The sequence below is a fragment of the Nocardiopsis alba genome (assembly GCF_000710955.1).
Classification (GTDB): domain Bacteria; phylum Actinomycetota; class Actinomycetes; order Streptosporangiales; family Streptosporangiaceae; genus Nocardiopsis; species Nocardiopsis alba.
Map to the genome: position 1 here is coordinate 206,738 of NZ_BAZE01000007.1, position 16,529 is coordinate 223,266.

The following is a 16,529-nucleotide window of genomic DNA, read 5'->3' on the forward strand; positions in this document are numbered from 1 at the left end:
CGATGAGTAAGACCACGCAAGCACCCAAGGCGCTGCGCGGCGTCGGAAACTTCATCGACGACCGCTTCCACCTGGCGAAGACCGGTGAGAAGAACCTGCGCAAGGTCTTCCCGAACCACTGGTCCTTCATGCTGGGCGAGATCGCGCTGTACTCGTTCATCATCCTGCTCTTGAGCGGTGTCTTCCTGACGCTCTGGTTCAAACCGAGCATGACGGAGATCATCTACGACGGCTCCTACGAGCGCCTCCAGGGCGTTCCGATGAGTGAGGCGTTCGCCTCGACCCTGTACATCGACTTCGATGTCCGGGGCGGGTTCCTCATGCGTCAGATCCACCACTGGGCCGCGCTGATCTTCGTGGCCTCCCTTGTGGTGCACATGCTCCGTGTGTTCTTCACCGGGGCGTTCCGCAAGCCGCGTGAGATCAACTGGCTCATCGGTATCGCCATTTTCGGTCTGGCCATGGTCGAGGGCCTCTTCGGCTACTCGCTGCCGGACGACCTGCCCTCCGGTATGGGTGTTCGCATCCTCCAGGGCGTGATGTTGGCGCTGCCACTGGTGGGCTCCTACATCTCGATGTTCCTGTTCGGCGGGGAGTTCCCCGGCGAGGACATCATCACGCGTCTGTACATGCTGCACGTGCTGCTGATCCCGGCGATCCTGCTGGCGCTCATCGTGGCGCACTTCATGATCCTGTGGCACCAGAAGCACACGCAGTATCCAGGGACGGGACGAACGGACAAGACGGTCGTGGGAACACCCATGTTCCCCGGGTTCGCGGTCAAGGCGGGTGGGTTCTTCTTCTTCACCTTCGCCGTCATCGCGGGTCTGAGCGCCCTTGTCCAGATCAACCCGATCCACCTGTTCGGTCCCTTCACGCCGACGTCCATCACCTCCGGTCTCCAGCCGGACTGGTACATGGGCTTCATGGAGGGTTCGCTGCGGATCTTCCCGAACTGGCTCGACTTCACGATCCCGATCGGCGCCGGATACCCGATCATGACCGCGGTCCTCGTGCCCGGTCTGGTCATCCCCGGCCTGATCTTCGGTGGACTGGCCATGTGGCCGTTCATCGAGCAGTGGATCACCGGTGACAAGAGCGCCCACAACGTCGCGGACCGCCCGCGCAACGCCCCGGTCCGCACCGGTCTGGGCGTCGCCGGCATCGTCTTCTACGGTGTGCTCTGGCTCGCCGGTTCGAACGACATCCTGTCGGAGACCTTCTCGATCGACCTCTACGTGACCACGTACATCTTCCGTACGCTGGCCATCCTCGGTCCGATCATCGGTTTCATCGTCGCCAAGCGGATCTGCCTGGGTCTCCAGCGCCGTGACCGGGAGATCCTGGAGCACGGTTACGAGAGCGGCACCATCCAGCAGCTCCCGAGCGGTGAGTTCATCGAGGTCCACAAGGAGAGCTCGGCCGAGACCACCCACGTGCTGGAGAGCAAGCCGGTCATCACCTCCGACGCTCTGACGGAGGGGACGACCGACGAGAAGGGCGTGGAGAACCCCGAGGCCCGCAAGGGCATGGGCAAACTCCGCAGGTCCCTGGCCCACTGGTACACGAAGGACAACATCTCCTTCGAGGGCGTGGAGCCCCACAGCGGGCACCACCTGCACCACGGGAGCGACAAGGACCACTAGGTCCCCCGCGTCCCGATGAGGGGCCCGACCGCCGAGCGCGGTCGGGCCCCTCACGTGTTCGGGGAAGGCGTCCAGGAGGCCCTCAGATCTTCTCTGCGGCCTCGGGAGACGTTCCCGCGCCCTCGGGCTCCCACCCGAGAGGGCGAAGATGCCACAAGGACATCAGGGACCACACCCCGACCAGGACCGCCAGACCCGCGCTCGTCCAGGCCGCGGCGGCGAAGGCCGTGTCGAAGGCGGCGCGGACCGCGGACACGAACGCCTCTCCGGCGGGCCCGGACGTCCCCTCCGCGAGGGCGACGCCTCCTCCCATACCGTCGGCGGCGGACTCCACCAGGGGTGCGGGCAGATCCGACGGGGCCCGGGCGATCACCTCGTTCCGATAGATCGAGGCCGCCACGGTGCCGATCGTGGCGATCCCGAAGGCCGGCCCCAGCTCGTAGGCGGTCTGTCCCAGAGCGGAGGCGGCCCCCGCCCGTTCCGGGGCGACGGCCCCCACGGCCAGATCCGTGCCCGGCACGGTGATCGGGGCCAGACCGAGGACCACCAGGCTCAACCCCGCGCTCAGCCACCAGGCCTCCCGGCCGTCGGCGGTGGCCGGCACGGCGAACCCGGGGAGCGCGATCGCGACGCCGGCGACGATGACGAGTGTGGGCCTCAGGCGCCGGGCCAGGACGGGGGTCGCCTGAGAGCCCAGGATCAGGGCCGGGGTCGAGGACAGGACCGCCGCTCCGGCCGCTCCCAGGAGCGTGCCGGCGGCGGGGGTTCCTGCGGGGGCCGTGGTCGGTACCGGTGAAGGGGGAGGAGGAGCGTTTCGGTCTGGTGATCCTCCTCGGCGGCGACGGGGTGCTCACCCCGGAGGGAGGCCATCCCCTCCACCTGGCCGCGCGGGGAGGGGTCTCCCGTGCCTCCTTCGCCCGCCGTTTCAACGAACCGGTGGGGGAGAGCCCCATCGCCTATCCGACGGCCTGGCGGATGACCCTGGCGTCGGAACTGTTGTTGGAGCCCGGCGCCACCGTCGACAGCGTGTCGCGCCGGGTCGGGTACGCCGACCCGTACGGATTCAGTGAGGCGTTCCGGCGTCATCTCGGGCTACGGCCCGGAGCCCACCGGGACCTGCTGACGGCCGGTGGGAAAGGCCGAGGGGCCGGTCGCGTCGGCGACCGGCCCCTCGAGGAGGACTTCGAGGATCAGACGTCGTAGATGTCGTCGATCTCCTTGCTCCACTGCTTGCTGACCACGTGGCGCTTGACCTTCAGGGAGGCGGTCATCTGGCCGCCCTCCTCGGTGAAGTCGCTCGGCAGGATCTTGAACTTCTTGATGCCCTCGGCCTTGGACACGGCCTTGTTGGCGTCGTCGACGGCACCCTGGATCGCGGCCTGGAGGTCGGCGTCCTCGGTCAGGTCGGCGATCTCGCCGCTCTTGCCGTTCTGGTCCTTCCAGAGCGCGAACGACTCGGGGTCGATCGTGATCAGGGCGGCGATGAACTTGCGGTTGTCGCCGACGACCATGCACTGGCTGACCAGGGCGTGGGCGCGGATCCGGTCTTCGAGGACGGCCGGGGCGACGTTCTTGCCGCCGGCGGTCACGATGATCTCCTTCTTGCGACCGGTGATGCTCAGGAACCCGTCGTCGTCGAGGGAGCCGAGGTCGCCGGTGCGGTAGAAGCCGTCCTCGAAGGCCTCTTTCGAGGCCTTCTCGTTCTGCCAGTAGCCGACCATGATGTGGTCGCCCTTGAGCAGGATCTCGCCGTCGTCGCCGATCTTGATGGTGGTGCCCGGCATGGGTTGGCCGACGGTGCCGATCTTGTTGAAGCCGGGGCTGTTGACCGAGGTCGGGGCGGTGGTCTCGGTGAGACCGTAGCCCTCGATGATGGTGAGGCCGGCGCCGCGGAAGAAGTGGCCCAGGCGGTCGCCCAGGGCCGAACCGCCGGAGACCGCGTAGCGGGCCTCGCCGCCCAGACGGTCCATGAGCTTGCTGTAGACCAGCTTCTTGAACAGGCCGTGCTTGAGCTTGAGGGTCAGTGGCACGTTGCCCTTGCCCAGGGCCTTGCTGTACTCGATCGCGGTGTCGGCGGCGATGTTGAAGATCTTGCCCTTGCCCTCGGCCTCGGCTTTCTGCTGGGCCTTGGTGAAGACCTTCTCGAACACGCGGGGGACCGCGAGCAGGAAGGTGGGCTTGAAGACCGAGAACTGGTCGATCAGGTCCGGACCGGTGCTGGGGAAGTGGCCCAGGACGGCCTTGCCCTCGATGACCATGACCTGGACGAAGCGCGCGAAGACGTGCGCGAGGGGGAGGAAGAGCAGAGTGGAGGGGGCGCCCTCGTGCCCGAGGATGATGGGCTTGGCCGGGCCCTCCAGCGCCGCGTGGGCGATAAAGAGGAAGTTGCGGTGGGTGAGCTCGCAACCCTTGGGGCGGCCGGTGGTGCCGGAGGTGTAGATGAGGGTGGCGAGGTCGTCGGCCTTGACGGCGGTGCGACGCTTCTCCAGGTCCTCGTCGGAGATCCCGGTGCCGGTGGCGACCAGCTTCTCCAGGTCGTCGCCGTCGAAGCGCCACACCTTGGTCAGCTCGGGGGCCTGCTCGCGGATCGACTCGACGCGCTCGGCGTGGTCGGGGGTCTCGACGAAGGCGGCCTTGGCGCCGGAGTCGGACAGGATCCACTGGATCTGCTCGGCGGAGGAGGTCTCGTAGATCGGGACGGTGACGGCGCCGATCGACCAGATGGCGTAGTCGATGACGGTCCACTCGTAGCGGGTGCGCGACATGAGGGCCACGCGGTCGCCCTGCTCGATGCCCGCGTTGATCAGTGCCTTGGCGTAACCGACGATGTCGGCGTGCAGACGCTCGACGGTCACGTCACGCCACTGGCCGGAACCGGCCTGCTCCTGACGGCGGGCGGCGATCGCCTTCGGCTCGCCGGCCGCGCGCGCAAAGAGCGTGTCGGTCAGCCGCGCCTCGTCTGAGATCTCGGCTTTCGCGGGAGAGCTGTATTCGCGCACGTGGTGCTCCTGGACGTGTACGGGTGCTGGTGGATGGGGCCGTGACGACCGTAACAACAGAATCCTACTCGTGAGTAGGATGGCTCCTCGTTCGGTATCCAACGGTGATCCGGGCTTGACGTGCGAGTGGAACCGTCCGGGCCCCGTCGGTCGTCCGTCCGCTCGCCGTTCCGGGTGCCGTGGGCGGCTCCTCGTCCCGGGCGCGTACGCGTGGGTCCCGCCCTCGTCCGGGGCGCCGGGACCGCAGGTCGGGTGGGTGTCCGAGTGGTCTCCGGCGCGGATATACGGAGCCGAGACTATCGTCTGCCCCCTTCTCGGCGCACCTCGGACTCGGGTCGCTCTTTATGACTCCATGAGCGATCCATGGGGTCATGGGTGTGTATCCTCCCGTTTCCTTCAACGTGGTCGGGCCCCCGAGTCATCCCTGGTTCCCCCCTGAACCTGCCCTGAGAGGTCTGCCGGCGCCCCTGTCGGGCGGTTAACGTGAGGCCACGGCACGACAGGAGGCTCTCCAGAGATGACCGAGAACAACGGCGCGGCACGGGATCGCTCCCGATCCGACGGCCCCGACCTCATCGACGACGCCCTACGCCTGGTCGACACCCTGCAACGCAGATTGTTGGTCGAGGGGGTCAAGCGTGGTGTGGGCGCCGTCGCCTCCCCACCGCCCAAGAAGGACGTGTGGGAGGAGGCGATCCGGATCGAGACCGATCAGCGGCGCCCTCCGTTGGAGGAGTTCGTCGACATCGTCCGTACGAGTGCCCCCGAGGTCGCCGGCCACCTGGGGCGGGCGGGGCTGACCCTGGCCGACGCCCTCGGGCGGACCTGGGGCGTGGTCGAGCGGACCCTGGAGGAGGGGCGCGAGGAGGCCGAGCGTCTCCGCGGGGAGCGTGAGGAGCGGGAACGAGAGGACCGCGAGCGCGACGAACGCGTGCGCCGGGAGTCCTCGGAAGGCGGCGCCCGGGACGCCGTGGAGAAGCGGGACTGACGCGGAGTGTACGGGGCCTCGCATGCCTGGTTTAATCGAATGGTTTACACCATTTGAAAACCCTCTGCCATGAACCTTGAGACTTATGTCAGAGTTCGGGCGTAAGTGCGAAGGAGCTGTCCCATGCTGACCATCGGCGTAGACATCGGTGGAACCAAGGTCGCCGCCGGTGTCGTCGACCCCGACGGACAGATCCTGGACAAGGTCAAGTACCCGACCCCGTCCGGCGACCCCGGCCAACTCGCCGAGGTCGTGGCCAAGGCCGTGGAGGAACTGCGCGGCCGCAGGCCCGACGACACGATCGAGGCCGTGGGCGTGGGCGTGGCCGGCTTCGTCGACGAGGACCGGGCCACCGTCCAGGTCGCCGTCAACCTGGGGCTGCGCGACGAACCGCTCAAGGAACGCGTCCGGCGACGGATCGAACTGCCCGTGGTCATCGAGAACGACGCCAACGCCGCCGCCTGGGCCGAGGCCCGCTTCGGCGCGGGGCGCGGCAGCGACCACATCGTCTGCGTCACCCTGGGCACCGGCATCGGGGGCGGCCTGGTCCTCGGCGGTCGGCTCCACCGCGGCCGCTACGGGGTGGCCGCCGAGGTCGGCCATTACCGGGTGGTGCAGAACGGCCGCCGGTGCGCCTGCGGGGACCAGGGCTGCTGGGAGCAGTACGCGAGCGGCACCGCCCTGGTCGCCGAGGGACGGGACCTGGCCCGCACCGACCCCGTACGGGCGGCCCGCATGCTGGAGCTCGCCGGTGGGGACGCGGACCGGGTCGACGGCGAGTGCATGACCCGCGCGGCCCTGGAGGGCGACACCGGCGCCCTGGGCTGCTTCGAACGCGTGGGGGAGTGGGTCGGGATCGGCCTGGCCGACCTCGCGGCCATCCTCGACCCCGAGTGCTTCGTCCTGGGCGGAGGGGTCTCCGACACCGGGGACATCATCCTCGGCCCGGCGCGCGAGGCCTTCGAACGCAACCTCTCGGGACGTCCGAACCGTCGTCCGGCCCAGGTCCGCCTGGCCGAGCTCGGCGGCGAGGCGGGCATCGTCGGGGCCGCGGACCTGGCCCGACGCTGATCGAGGCCGCGAACACCCGAAGGGGGCGGTCACCGGAAGGATCCTTCCGGTGACCGCCCCCTTCGGGTACGGCGTCCTCCGCGCTCAGGCGTCCTCGTCGGAGCCCTTCTTCCTCGCGGCCCGCTCGGCCTTCTTCGCCGCCTTGCGCTCGGCCCGCTCCGCCTTCTTGGCGGCCCGCTTCGTGCGACGGCGGTCCTTGTCGTCGGCGTTCTGCTCGCGCCGGGCCTCCTTGGCCTCGGCCTCCAGCTCCGCCTTGACCGACTGGGCGTAGCGGTCCACGTACTCCTGGCCGGACAGCTCCATCAGCGCGTACATGATCTCGTCGGTGACGGCGCGCAGGACCCGCTGGTCCTTCTCCATGCCGTAGTACCGGGAGAAGTCGAGTGGTTCTCCGAAGACCACCTTGGGTCGCACGCCCAGCTTGGGGACGGTGCGGCCGGGGGGCATGATCTTCTCCAGGTTGATCATGGCCATCGGGACCACCGGGGCCTTGGCCTCCAGGGCCAGACGGGCCACGCCCGTGCGCCCCCGGTACAGCCGGCCGTCGGGGGAGCGGGTCCCCTCGGGGTAGATGCCCAGCAGGTCACCGCGCTTGAGCACGCGAAGACCGGTGCGCAGGGCCGCCTCACTGGCCTTGCCGCCGGAACGGTCGATCGGGATCTGTCCGACGCCGGTGAAGAAGGCCCGGCTGACGAACCCCTTCACACCGGTGCCGGTGAAGTACTCGGCCTTGGCGAGGAAGGTGATCTTGCGGGGCAGGGGCAGTGGCCCGAAGAAGTGGTCGGAGAACGACAGGTGGTTGCTGACCATGATGGCCGGACCGCGCCTGGGCACGTTCTCCACGCCCTCGGCGCGAGGCTGCCACAACACGGCCAGGACCGGCCCCAGGATCGCCTTGACCACCCAATAGAACATCTCTTCAGATCACCCCTGCACACGCGGGGAGCTTGGGGCAAGGGCCTGCCACGTCTCACTGTCCCGCTCTGCCGACAACGTCAGGAAACCCCCGCGGAACCGCGGGGGGAGGTTGACGAAGCCATCCTTCCACCACGTGCGTATTACCGCCAAAGCGTCCGGAACCGTCCTCGGTGTCCATCACGTGGGGAGGGAGCCGTACCGCGGGGCACAGTCGAGGATACTCACCGGTTCGCTCCCTTCGGAGGGTGACCCGCGTCGAAGGGAGGGGGATCACCGGAAGGGGCCGTGTTCCTCACCATCCCGGGTCCCGCGTGACGCGACCGTCTCCTCGATGGCGAACGCTCTTCCGAGCGGCTAGCCTCACGGCTGGGGCCCCGAGCCCCACCGTCGTCGTACGATCCCGGGAGCAGATCAGTGAGACCGACCAGTGCCATCCCCCTGATCCCGGGGGCCGAGCCCTTCAGCCACTCCGGTTCCTCGACCGGTGTGCTGCTCTGTCACGGTTTCACCGGATCTCCCCACTCCATGCGTCCTTGGGCGGAGTACCTGGCCGAGGCCGGACTCACCGTCGAGCTCCCCCGGTTGCCCGGTCACGGCACCACCTGGCAGGACATGGCGGCCACGGGCACCGACGACTGGTACGCGGCCGTCGAGGGGACGCTGCTGGACCTCGCCGAACGCTGCGACGAGGTGTTCGTCATGGGGTTGTCGATGGGAGGGGCCCTCACCCTCCGACTGCTCCAGGATCACCCCGACCTCGTCTCCGGTGTCGTTCTGGTCAACCCCTCCCTGGCGATGGAGGACCGCAGGCTCGCGTTCATCGAACCGTTCCGTTCCGTGGCGGCCCGTCTGCTGCCCTCCACCCCCGGTATCTCCAGCGACGTGTCGTTGGAGAGGGTCTCCGAGGGCGGGTACGACCGGATCCCCACCGCCTCGGCCGCGACACTCCCGAAGCTGTGGCGCACGGTTCAGGAGGGCATGTCCGGTTTGCGGGGGCCGATTCTGGCGTATAGAAGCACTCAGGACCACGTCGTCGGACCGAACAGTCTGCGTATCCTCGCCAGGAGAGCGGTCGACGCCCGGCTGACGATCCACCTGCTTCACGACAGCTACCACGTGGCGACACTCGACCACGACGCCGCCACGATCTTCGAAGGCAGCCTCGCCTTCGTGCGAGAGCACAGTAGAAGCGAGGAAGGAGCCGACCGATGACACAACGTCGGGGCAACGGCCTGCTCGCCGATGCCTACGTCCCCCTGATCCTGCTCGCGCCCTCACACGCCGACCTCATGCTGGAGGCGCTCAGGCGCAGCGGGATCGCCGCCTACGCGGTCCCACTGGAGGAGGACGTCCTGGAACCCACCGGTGGTCGGGGCGATGACCCGCCCACCGATCACCTCTACGTCGACGCCGAGGAGCGCACCGCCGCCGAGCGGGTCCTGGGCTCAGAACTTCCCGATCTGGGGCCGGACGAGAACGGGCCCGACCTGCTGGCCCCGCGCGGGGAGACCCGCGTCGAGGGCGACGAGGAACGCGGTCGAGAGGGACCCTCCGCCCGGGAGACGGGAGAGGCCGGGGTCGGAGGCGACCTCCTGGACGGAGGACCCACGGACCTCGGTACCGGTCCGGGGAACGACGACGCCCCGGGCGGCTCCGGGGACGACGAGGTCTGGAACGACCTGGTCGCCCGTTTCTACGACGAACCCGAAGGTCAGGGGGAGCAGCGCGAACGGGTGGCCTGGCCCGACGCCGAGAACCTCGGCGCCCCCGACGAGTCCCGGGTCCGGCCGAGCGACATCCTCGCCGGCCTTCCGCGCGACATCGATGACGATGACGACGACGAGACCCGTGAGGCCGAGCGTCGCCGGGCCGAGGCGGAGACGGAGGGGCACTACGAACCCCCGCCGCCCCCGCCCCTGCTCCAGGGCGACCGGGCCGGTATCGCCGCCTGGTTCGGGCTCCTGGGCGTTCCCGCGGTGCTGTTCGGCGCGGCCTTCTTCGGACTGTCCCTGCCCAACTGGATGATGCTCCTGGGCGTCCTGGTCTTCCTCGGCAGCTTCGTGATGCTCATCCTGCGCATGAACGACTCGCGCCCCTCCGGGGACAACGGTCCCGACGACGGGGCGGTGGTCTGACCCCTGGGTTTCGACGTCCCCCTCTGGCGCGCTCTGGCCCTCTACCGCGCCGTGGCCCTGGTCCACGCCTTCGTGCTGGTCGTCCATCACCACCGCTACCTGGAGACGCCGTGGGCGGCCTGGGTCGTGCTCGTGGTGATGTCCGTGTGGACGGTGGTGACCACCCGGGCCTACGCGGATCCGGCACGTCGGACCCGCCGCCTGCTCTGGGCCGATCTGGCGGTCTCCTTCGGCTGCCTGTTCGCCACCGCCCTGGCGGCCACGCCCTTCTACCTGACCCAGGCCCCGCCGCTGAGCGCCTACTGGTTCGCCGGAGCGGCCCTGTCCGTGAGCGTCGTCCTGGGGCGCAGGGGCGCGATCGCGGTGGCCCTCGCCTACGGCGCGGCCGACATCGCCCTGCGGACGATCATGGGCGCCGCCATCACCGCGGCGACCGCGCGCGGGGTGGTCCTGCTGCTCCTGACCGGACTGGTCGTGGGCTACATGGCCCACGTCGCCGAACAGGCGGAGGAGCGTTTCGCCCGGGCCGTCGCCCTCGAAGCGCGGATCCGCGAACGTGAGCGACTCGCCCGCTCCATCCACGACTCGGTGCTCCAGGTGCTCTCCCTGGTGCGCAGACGCGGTGACGAGATCGGCGGACCGGCGGCCGAACTGGGCCGCATGGCCGGTGAGCAGGAGGTCCGCCTCCGGGCCCTGATCACCGACGCCCCGGACCCCTCGGTGGCGGCGACGACGGCCCCGGAGGCGGTCCCGGGCTCCGTCGACCTGCGCGACCATCTGCGTGCCCTGGAGTCGGTCGAGGTCACCGTCTCGGCCCCCGCCACCCCGGTCGTCCTGGCCGAACACGTCGTGCGCGAGTTGACCGCGGCGGTGGTCGCGGCCCTGCACAACGTCGAACGCCACTGCCCGCCGGGGACCCGGGCGTGGGTGCTCGTCGAGGACGAACCCGACGCGGTCACCGTGAGCGTGCGCGACGACGGCCCGGGCATCCCTCCGGAACGACTGGAACGGGCCCGGGCCGAGGGACGCCTCGGGGTCTCCCAGTCCGTCCTGGGGCGCGTCCGCGACCTGGGCGGCAGCACCGAGATCCACACGGCCCCCGACGAGGGCACCGAGTTCGAGATGCGGGTGCCGCGCCAGGGGGCGTGAGCCCCTCTACAGGGGAGGGCCGTCCTCCGGGCCCTCCTGTTCGGAGAAGCGCTCCTCGCCCCAGGGGTCCGCGCGGTTGTGATAGCCGCGCTCCTCCCAGAACCCCCTCCGGTCGCCCACCATGTACTCCACCGAACGCAACCACTTCACGCTCTTCCAACCGTAGAGCTGCGGTACCACGAGCCGGAGCGGATACCCGTGCTCGGGGGAGAGCGGCTCCCCGTCCCGATGGGTGGCCAGGAGCACCCCGTCGGCGAGGAAGTCGTCGATGCGCAGGTTGGCGCTGTAGCCGTATTCGCCCCAGGCCATCACGTGGGTGGTCTCCGGCGACGGCGGGGCCCAACGGACCAGGTCGCTCGCACGCACCCCGGTCCAGCGCACGTCCGGGACGGTGAACCGCAGCACACAGTGGAAGTCCCGGACCTCCTCGACCGAGGGCAGCGCGGAGAACTCCTCCCAGCTCCAGCCGTAGGTGCCCAGGGACTCGGTGGTCCCGAACACCCGGAAGTCCCATCGCTCGGGGCGAAAGGAGGGCACCCGCCCGTAGTGCACCGGCCTGTGCTCCCGGCGCGCCCTCTGCCCGGGAGGCAACCCCGGACGTCGCGTCCGCGCGTCGGGGCCCGGGCCCTCGGCCTCCGTTCCTTCGGACAATCCGCCCCCCTGTGACCGTGTCGATTCGTCGGCGAACCGCGGACCTCGCGCCCCCGCTCCTTCGGGAGGGCGCCGTGTCCGTCATCCTGCCAGGCCGCGATGAGAGGTGGCTCACTCCCCCCGGTCGTGCGAGCGGACGGTGACGATGCGCTATAGTCACAGCCATGCAGCGGAACTTTTGGCGCTTTTATGGCTACCGGCCCTTCTCCCCGGTCGCCTGTAAAGCGCTGCGCTGACACAGACGATCCTCAGGAGCCCCGGGCCGGTACAGGCCCGGGGCTCTTTCGTGTTCCGGGACCTTCCGGCCGGGCACGACCGCCACGCGGCTCCGCCCTTCAACCGACGAAACAGGGACAACCCACATGGTCATCGTTATGGCGCCGGACGCCACCTCCGACAACATCGACGCGCTCGTCGAGATGGTCACCTCTTCCGGGGGTGAGGCCTACGTGACCCGTGGCGTGAGCCGTACCATCATCGGTCTGGTCGGCGACGTCGAGAGGTTCCAGGACCTCGGCCTGGCCGCCAGGCCCGGTGTGGCCGACGTGCTGCGGATCTCCGCCCCCTACAAGCTGGTCAGCCGCGAGAACCACGACAGCCGCACGGTCGTGAGCGTGCGCGGCGTTCCGATCGGCGGCGACAACATGACCGTGATCGCCGGCCCCTGCGCGGTCGAGACCCCCGAGCAGACCCTCGAGGCCGCCCGCATGGCCCGGGACGCCGGTGCCTCCCTGCTCCGAGGCGGCGCCTACAAGCCCCGGACCTCGCCCTACGCCTTCCAGGGCCTGGGCGAGCAGGGCCTGAGGATCCTCGCCGACGTGCGTGAGGAGACCGGCCTGCCCATCGTGACCGAGGTGGTGGACGCCGCCGACGTCGAGCTGGTCGCCTCCTACGCCGACATGCTCCAGATCGGTACCCGCAACATGCAGAACTTCGCCCTGCTCCAGGCGGTGGGCGACGCGGGCAAGCCGGTCCTGCTCAAGCGCGGCATGAGCGCCACCATCGAGGAGTGGTTGATGGCCGCCGAGTACATCGCCCAGCGCGGCAACCTCGACATCGTCCTGTGCGAGCGCGGGATCCGCACCTTCGAGAAGGCCACCCGCAACACCCTGGACATCAGCGCCGTTCCGGTGGCGCAGAACCTCACCCACCTGCCGGTGATCGTCGACCCGTCCCACTCCGGCGGCAAGCGGGACCTGGTCCTGCCCCTCTCCCGCGCGGCCATCGCCATCGGCGCCGACGGCGTCATCGTGGACGTCCACCCCAGCCCTGAGACGGCGCTGTGCGACGGCCCGCAGGCCCTGCTCGAGGAGGACCTGGCCGAGCTGCGCGATCTGGCCTCGACCCTGGCCACCCTGAGCGGCCGTACCCTCACCCCGGCCCCCACGGCCGAGCCGGTCGCCCTGTAGGACCGTCGAACGCACCGGTGCCCCGGAACCCTCCACGTGGGAGGGGCCGGGGCACCGGTGTACGAGGGGAGGGCGGCTCAGGCGGTGACGGTCGTGGCGGCGGCCGTCGGGGTCACCTTCGCGGGGGCCTCCTCGCCCAGGAAGCTGGGCTTGTGCACCTGGGCCGTGGTCACCAGGTGCTCGGCCAGCTCCTCGGCGTCCAGACGCTTCTCGATCTGGCGCAGGTCGCCGATCTTGGCCGCGGTCTCCACCTGACGCGGGGTCAGCATGGTGCAGCAGTCCTCGTCGGGCAGCTCGGAGATGGCCAGGGTCCCGATGGAGCGGGCCTGGTCCATGATCTCGGTCTTGTCCATGCCGATGAGGGGCCGCAGGATCGGCAGGTCCACGGCGTCGTCCAGGGCGGTGATGTTGGTCATCGTCTGGCTGGAGACCTGGCCCAGGGCGTCCCCGGTGATCAGGCACTCGGCGCCGAGGTCGTCGGCGAGGGCCTCGGCGGTCTTGAGCATCAACCGGCGCTGGGCGACGATCTGCAATCGCTCGATGCCCGAGCTCTTCAGCTGCTGCTGTGCCTTGCCGAACGGCACCACGAACAGACGCGAGCCCACCTGGTAGCGGTCGAGCTGACGGACCAGGCTGTAGGCCTTGTAGATGGACTCGGGGCCGGTGAAGGGCATCCCGGAGAAGTGCAGGAAGTCGACCTTCAGGCCGCGCCGGATCATCCGGTGCGCGGCGACGGGGGAGTCGATACCGCCCGACATCAGCACCAGGCCGCGGCCGCTCATACCGGCGGGCAGACCGCCCTGGCCGGGGATGCCGTCGGTGAAGACGAACACCTCGTCCTTGTCGACCTCGACGAAGAGGGTGTTGTCGGGCCGCTTGAGGTTCACCTTGTAGCCGTGGGCCTCGATGATCTTGGATCCGAGGAGGCCGGCCAGCTCGGAGGAGGTCATCTCGAAGCGCTTGTCGCGGCGGCGGGCGCGCACCGCGAAGGTGCCCTCACGGTCGGCCATGGAGCGCACGGACACGTCCACGACGGCGTCCATGTCCTTGGGCACCCGGCGGACCAGGTGCACCCACACCACGCCCATGACGTTGGCCATGCGGTCGGCGATCTCGGCGATCTCCAGGTCCGAGGCCCCGGGCTTGCGCACGATGATCACACCGGCGCCGCGCTGGGAGAGCCGGATGTCGCCCAGGTCGCGGACCGAGGCACGGATGTTGTTGTGCAGACGCCGTTCGAAGAGCTTGCGGTTGGAGCCCTTGAGGACGATCTCGCCGAGCTTCATCAGCACGCAGAGCTCTCCGAGCCCGGCGTCGGCACCGACCTCGGTTACGGGGAGCGGCGCGGACTCCAGCGACGCGGACATGGTGCTACCTCCGGAAAAGATGGTGCCTTGGTACCCGATGAGAGGGAGAGGGGCGCGATGGAGAGACCGGGAGTGTCCACCGCTTCCCTCCAGTATCGAACAATCTCCGGAGCGCTCGGTACATTCCCGTTCGGCGCCGATCGAGAGGACCGACACCCCTCGGACGTCGAACGGCCCCTCCCGACGGGGTCGGGAGGGGCCGTCGCGTGGCGCGGATCAGCCGAAGAAGACCTCGGCCTCCTGGTAACGCTCGGCGGGGACCGTCTTGAGGGTGTCGGTGGCCTCGGCCAGGTCGACGCGGACGATGTCGGTGCCCTGAAGGCCGACCATCCGACCGAAGGCCTTGTCGTGCACGGCCTCGATGGCGTGCACGCCCAGGCGGGTGGCGAGCACCCGGTCGAAGGCGGAGGGGGTGCCGCCGCGCTGGACGTGGCCGAGCACGACCGAGCGGGACTCCTTGCCGGTGCGCCGCTCGATCTCGTCGGCCAGGTTCTGGCCGATGCCGCCCAGACGGACGTGGCCGAAGGAGTCCTTCTCGCCGGTCTGGAGCTCCATCTGGCCCTCCTTGGGGTGGGCTCCCTCGGCGACCACGATGATGGGGGCGTACTGCGTCCGGAAACGGCTCTCGACGTGCGCGACGACCTCGTCGATGTCGAAGGGGCGCTCGGGGATGAGGATGACGTTGGCGCCCGCGGCCATACCCGAGTGCAGGGCGATCCAGCCGGCGTGCCGGCCCATGACCTCGACGACCAGGGCGCGGTGGTGGGACTCCGCCGTGGTGTGCAGGCGGTCGATCGCCTCCACCGCGATGTTGACGGCCGTGTCGAACCCGAACGTGTAGTCCGTGGCGTTGAGGTCGTTGTCGATGGTCTTGGGGACGCCCACCACGTTGACGCCGCGGTCGTGCAGCTGCCGGGCCACACCGAGGGTGTCCTCGCCGCCGATGGCGACCAGGGCGTCCACGCCCAGGCCGGCCATGTTGTCCTTGACCCGCTCGACACCGCCCTCGATCTTCATCAGGTTGGTGCGGGAGGAGCCCAGGATGGTCCCTCCGCGGGGGAGGATGCCGCGTACGGCCGACACGTCCAGCGGCATGGTGTCGCCCTCCAGGGGCCCACGCCAGCCGTCCCGGAAGCCGATGAACTCGTAGCCGTAGTCCTTGATGCCCTTACGGACCACGGCGCGGATGACCGCGTTCAGACCGGGGCAGTCTCCGCCACCGGTCAGCACACCGACTCGCATGCGACATTCTCCTCGACGTTGTGTGTCTTGACGGCGTCGGACGCCAGATGGTCTAGACCATAGTGGGGCAGACGAGACCGAGCCAACCCCCGGGCCGGAAAGGACCTCCGAAATCCCGCCCCCTCCCCGGGGCAGGGGAGACCGAAAGTACCGGTGATATCCGTTCCGTCCCCGAGATCATTCGTCCAACCCCTGGTCGATGGCGTAGCGCACCAGCTCCACCCGGTTGTGCAGGTGGAGTTTGGTCAGGGTGTTCTGCACGTGATTCTGTACGGTCCGGTGGGAGATGGTCAGTCTTCGGGCGATCTGCTTATAGGCCAGCCCCTTGGCCACCAGACGCAGGACCTCGGTCTCCCGGGGAGTGAGTCGGGGGCTCTTCTCGTCTCCGGCGCGGGCGCTCTCGTCCTCGGCCGAGAGCCGGCGGTACTCGCCGAGGACCAGACCGGCCAGTCCGGGGGTGTAGACCGCCTCTCCGGCGTGGACCCGCCGCACCGCGTCCAAGAGCTCCTCCCGGCCGGCCGACTTCACGAGATAGCCGGTGGCGCCGGCCTTGACCGCGGCCAGCACGTCCTCGCTCTCCCCGCTGGCCGAGAGCACCAGGACCCTCGGAGGCTCGGGCAGGGCCAGAAGCGCCGAGGTGAGCCGCACCCCGTCGGTGTCGGGCAGGTGCAGGTCCACCACGGCCAGGGTGGGACGGGCCGCCGGGGCGATCCGTAGGGCCTTGGCGCCGTCGCCCGCGGTGCCCACCACGGTCATGCCCGCCTCGTCCAGGTCCCGGGCCACCGCGTCACGCCACATGGGGTGGTCGTCCACCACCAGTACTCGGATGTCGTCACCGCTCATGTCGCCGAGCGTAGTGCCCGAGAAGCCCGGAACGGCAGGACGGGGCGTGGCCGGTTCACGCCGTTCCTCCCGGAGACGGAGAGACGAGAGGGGCGGGGAGCCCGCGCCCCC

General features: G+C 69.5%; 15 protein-coding genes. 8 read left to right on the forward strand and 7 right to left on the reverse strand.

Going from position 1 to position 16,529, the window contains the following annotated elements:
* Positions 1-2 precede the first annotated feature (2 nt).
* Positions 3-1,646: a cytochrome bc1 complex cytochrome b subunit gene (gene qcrB / locus TR33_RS15050; RefSeq protein ID WP_014913558.1), complete on the forward strand. Its 1,644-nt coding sequence runs from the start codon at positions 3-5 to the stop codon at positions 1,644-1,646.
* An 82-nt stretch (positions 1,647-1,728) separates the two neighbouring features.
* Here the strand turns inward: qcrB and TR33_RS15055 are convergent, their stop codons facing one another.
* The gene (locus TR33_RS15055) at positions 1,729-2,250 is read right to left on the reverse strand and encodes an MFS transporter (RefSeq protein WP_052358171.1); all 522 of its coding nucleotides are present in this window, start codon (positions 2,248-2,250) and stop codon (positions 1,729-1,731) included.
* Between the two features lie 188 nt (positions 2,251-2,438).
* Here TR33_RS15055 and TR33_RS15060 point away from each other — a divergent pair, with 188 nt between their 5' ends.
* Positions 2,439-2,849, forward strand: coding sequence for a helix-turn-helix transcriptional regulator (locus TR33_RS15060; protein WP_042283753.1), 411 nt, complete (start codon positions 2,439-2,441; stop codon positions 2,847-2,849).
* Here the strand turns inward: TR33_RS15060 and TR33_RS15065 are convergent.
* Positions 2,837-4,645 (reverse strand): AMP-dependent synthetase/ligase, encoded by a 1,809-nt coding sequence (locus TR33_RS15065; RefSeq protein ID WP_014910279.1) that lies wholly within the window; start codon positions 4,643-4,645, stop codon positions 2,837-2,839. The genes TR33_RS15060 and TR33_RS15065 overlap by 13 nt on opposite strands.
* A 517-nt stretch (positions 4,646-5,162) precedes the next feature.
* On the opposite strand from TR33_RS15065, the gene TR33_RS15070 reads away from it, so the two are divergent.
* Together TR33_RS15070 and TR33_RS15075 are read left to right on the forward strand one after the other, a co-directional pair.
* Complete coding sequence (locus TR33_RS15070; protein WP_014909061.1) at positions 5,163-5,633, forward strand: hypothetical protein; 471 nt, start codon at positions 5,163-5,165, stop codon at positions 5,631-5,633.
* Between the two features lie 123 nt (positions 5,634-5,756).
* Positions 5,757-6,704: an ROK family glucokinase gene (locus TR33_RS15075; protein WP_014910413.1), complete on the forward strand. Its 948-nt coding sequence runs from the start codon at positions 5,757-5,759 to the stop codon at positions 6,702-6,704.
* Between the two features lie 84 nt (positions 6,705-6,788).
* Here the strand turns inward: TR33_RS15075 and TR33_RS15080 are convergent, their stop codons facing one another.
* On the reverse strand, positions 6,789-7,619 hold the full coding sequence (locus tag TR33_RS15080) for a lysophospholipid acyltransferase family protein (protein ID WP_017535119.1): 831 nt from the start codon (positions 7,617-7,619) through the stop codon (positions 6,789-6,791).
* 417 nt (positions 7,620-8,036) lie between these two features.
* On the opposite strand from TR33_RS15080, the gene TR33_RS15085 reads away from it, so the two are divergent.
* Genes TR33_RS15085 through macS form a run of 3 tightly spaced genes read left to right on the forward strand, consistent with a single transcriptional unit; the run spans position 8,037 to position 10,906 of the window.
* Positions 8,037-8,834 carry an alpha/beta hydrolase gene (locus TR33_RS15085; RefSeq protein ID WP_017535120.1) on the forward strand — a complete coding sequence of 266 codons (798 nt, stop codon included), beginning with the start codon at positions 8,037-8,039 and terminating at the stop codon, positions 8,832-8,834.
* Positions 8,831-9,757, forward strand: coding sequence for a hypothetical protein (locus TR33_RS15090; protein ID WP_017535121.1), 927 nt, complete (start codon positions 8,831-8,833; stop codon positions 9,755-9,757). Before TR33_RS15085 ends, TR33_RS15090 begins: the two co-directional genes overlap by 4 nt.
* A 51-nt stretch (positions 9,758-9,808) precedes the next feature.
* A complete protein-coding gene (gene macS, locus TR33_RS15095; RefSeq protein WP_017535122.1) occupies positions 9,809-10,906 on the forward strand; it encodes a MacS family sensor histidine kinase in 1,098 nt (365 codons plus the stop codon).
* A 6-nt stretch (positions 10,907-10,912) separates the two neighbouring features.
* Here the strand turns inward: macS and TR33_RS15100 are convergent, their stop codons facing one another.
* Positions 10,913-11,557 carry a molybdopterin-dependent oxidoreductase gene (locus tag TR33_RS15100; RefSeq protein ID WP_026125102.1) on the reverse strand — a complete coding sequence of 215 codons (645 nt, stop codon included), beginning with the start codon at positions 11,555-11,557 and terminating at the stop codon, positions 10,913-10,915.
* Between the two features lie 362 nt (positions 11,558-11,919).
* Between TR33_RS15100 and aroF the strand changes: the two genes are divergently transcribed.
* Positions 11,920-12,966: a 3-deoxy-7-phosphoheptulonate synthase gene (gene aroF / locus TR33_RS15105; RefSeq protein WP_014912155.1), complete on the forward strand. Its 1,047-nt coding sequence runs from the start codon at positions 11,920-11,922 to the stop codon at positions 12,964-12,966.
* 77 nt (positions 12,967-13,043) lie between these two features.
* Here the strand turns inward: aroF and thiI are convergent, their stop codons facing one another.
* The 3 genes from thiI to TR33_RS15120 all read right to left on the reverse strand — a co-directional run bounded on the left by thiI (position 13,044) and on the right by TR33_RS15120 (position 16,418).
* On the reverse strand, positions 13,044-14,333 hold the full coding sequence (gene thiI, locus TR33_RS15110; protein WP_014908828.1) for a tRNA uracil 4-sulfurtransferase ThiI: 1,290 nt from the start codon (positions 14,331-14,333) through the stop codon (positions 13,044-13,046).
* Between the two features lie 216 nt (positions 14,334-14,549).
* Positions 14,550-15,575: a 6-phosphofructokinase gene (locus tag TR33_RS15115; RefSeq protein ID WP_014910132.1), complete on the reverse strand. Its 1,026-nt coding sequence runs from the start codon at positions 15,573-15,575 to the stop codon at positions 14,550-14,552.
* A 177-nt stretch (positions 15,576-15,752) separates the two neighbouring features.
* Complete coding sequence (locus TR33_RS15120) at positions 15,753-16,418, reverse strand: response regulator (RefSeq protein WP_017535123.1); 666 nt, start codon at positions 16,416-16,418, stop codon at positions 15,753-15,755.
* Between the last annotated feature and the right edge of the window lie 111 nt (positions 16,419-16,529).

Coding starts and splice junctions, on each gene's coding strand:
- qcrB (WP_014913558.1), top strand. CDS start 3: ATGAGTAAGACCACGCAAGCACCCAAGGCGCTGCGCGGCGTCGGAAAC.
- TR33_RS15070 (WP_014909061.1), top strand. CDS start 5,163: ATGACCGAGAACAACGGCGCGGCACGGGATCGCTCCCGATCCGACGGC.
- TR33_RS15075 (WP_014910413.1), top strand. CDS start 5,757: ATGCTGACCATCGGCGTAGACATCGGTGGAACCAAGGTCGCCGCCGGT.
- TR33_RS15080 (WP_017535119.1), bottom strand. CDS start 7,619: ATGTTCTATTGGGTGGTCAAGGCGATCCTGGGGCCGGTCCTGGCCGTG.
- TR33_RS15090 (WP_017535121.1), top strand. CDS start 8,831: ATGACACAACGTCGGGGCAACGGCCTGCTCGCCGATGCCTACGTCCCC.
- aroF (WP_014912155.1), top strand. CDS start 11,920: ATGGTCATCGTTATGGCGCCGGACGCCACCTCCGACAACATCGACGCG.
- thiI (WP_014908828.1), bottom strand. CDS start 14,333: ATGTCCGCGTCGCTGGAGTCCGCGCCGCTCCCCGTAACCGAGGTCGGT.
- TR33_RS15115 (WP_014910132.1), bottom strand. CDS start 15,575: ATGCGAGTCGGTGTGCTGACCGGTGGCGGAGACTGCCCCGGTCTGAAC.
- TR33_RS15120 (WP_017535123.1), bottom strand. CDS start 16,418: ATGAGCGGTGACGACATCCGAGTACTGGTGGTGGACGACCACCCCATG.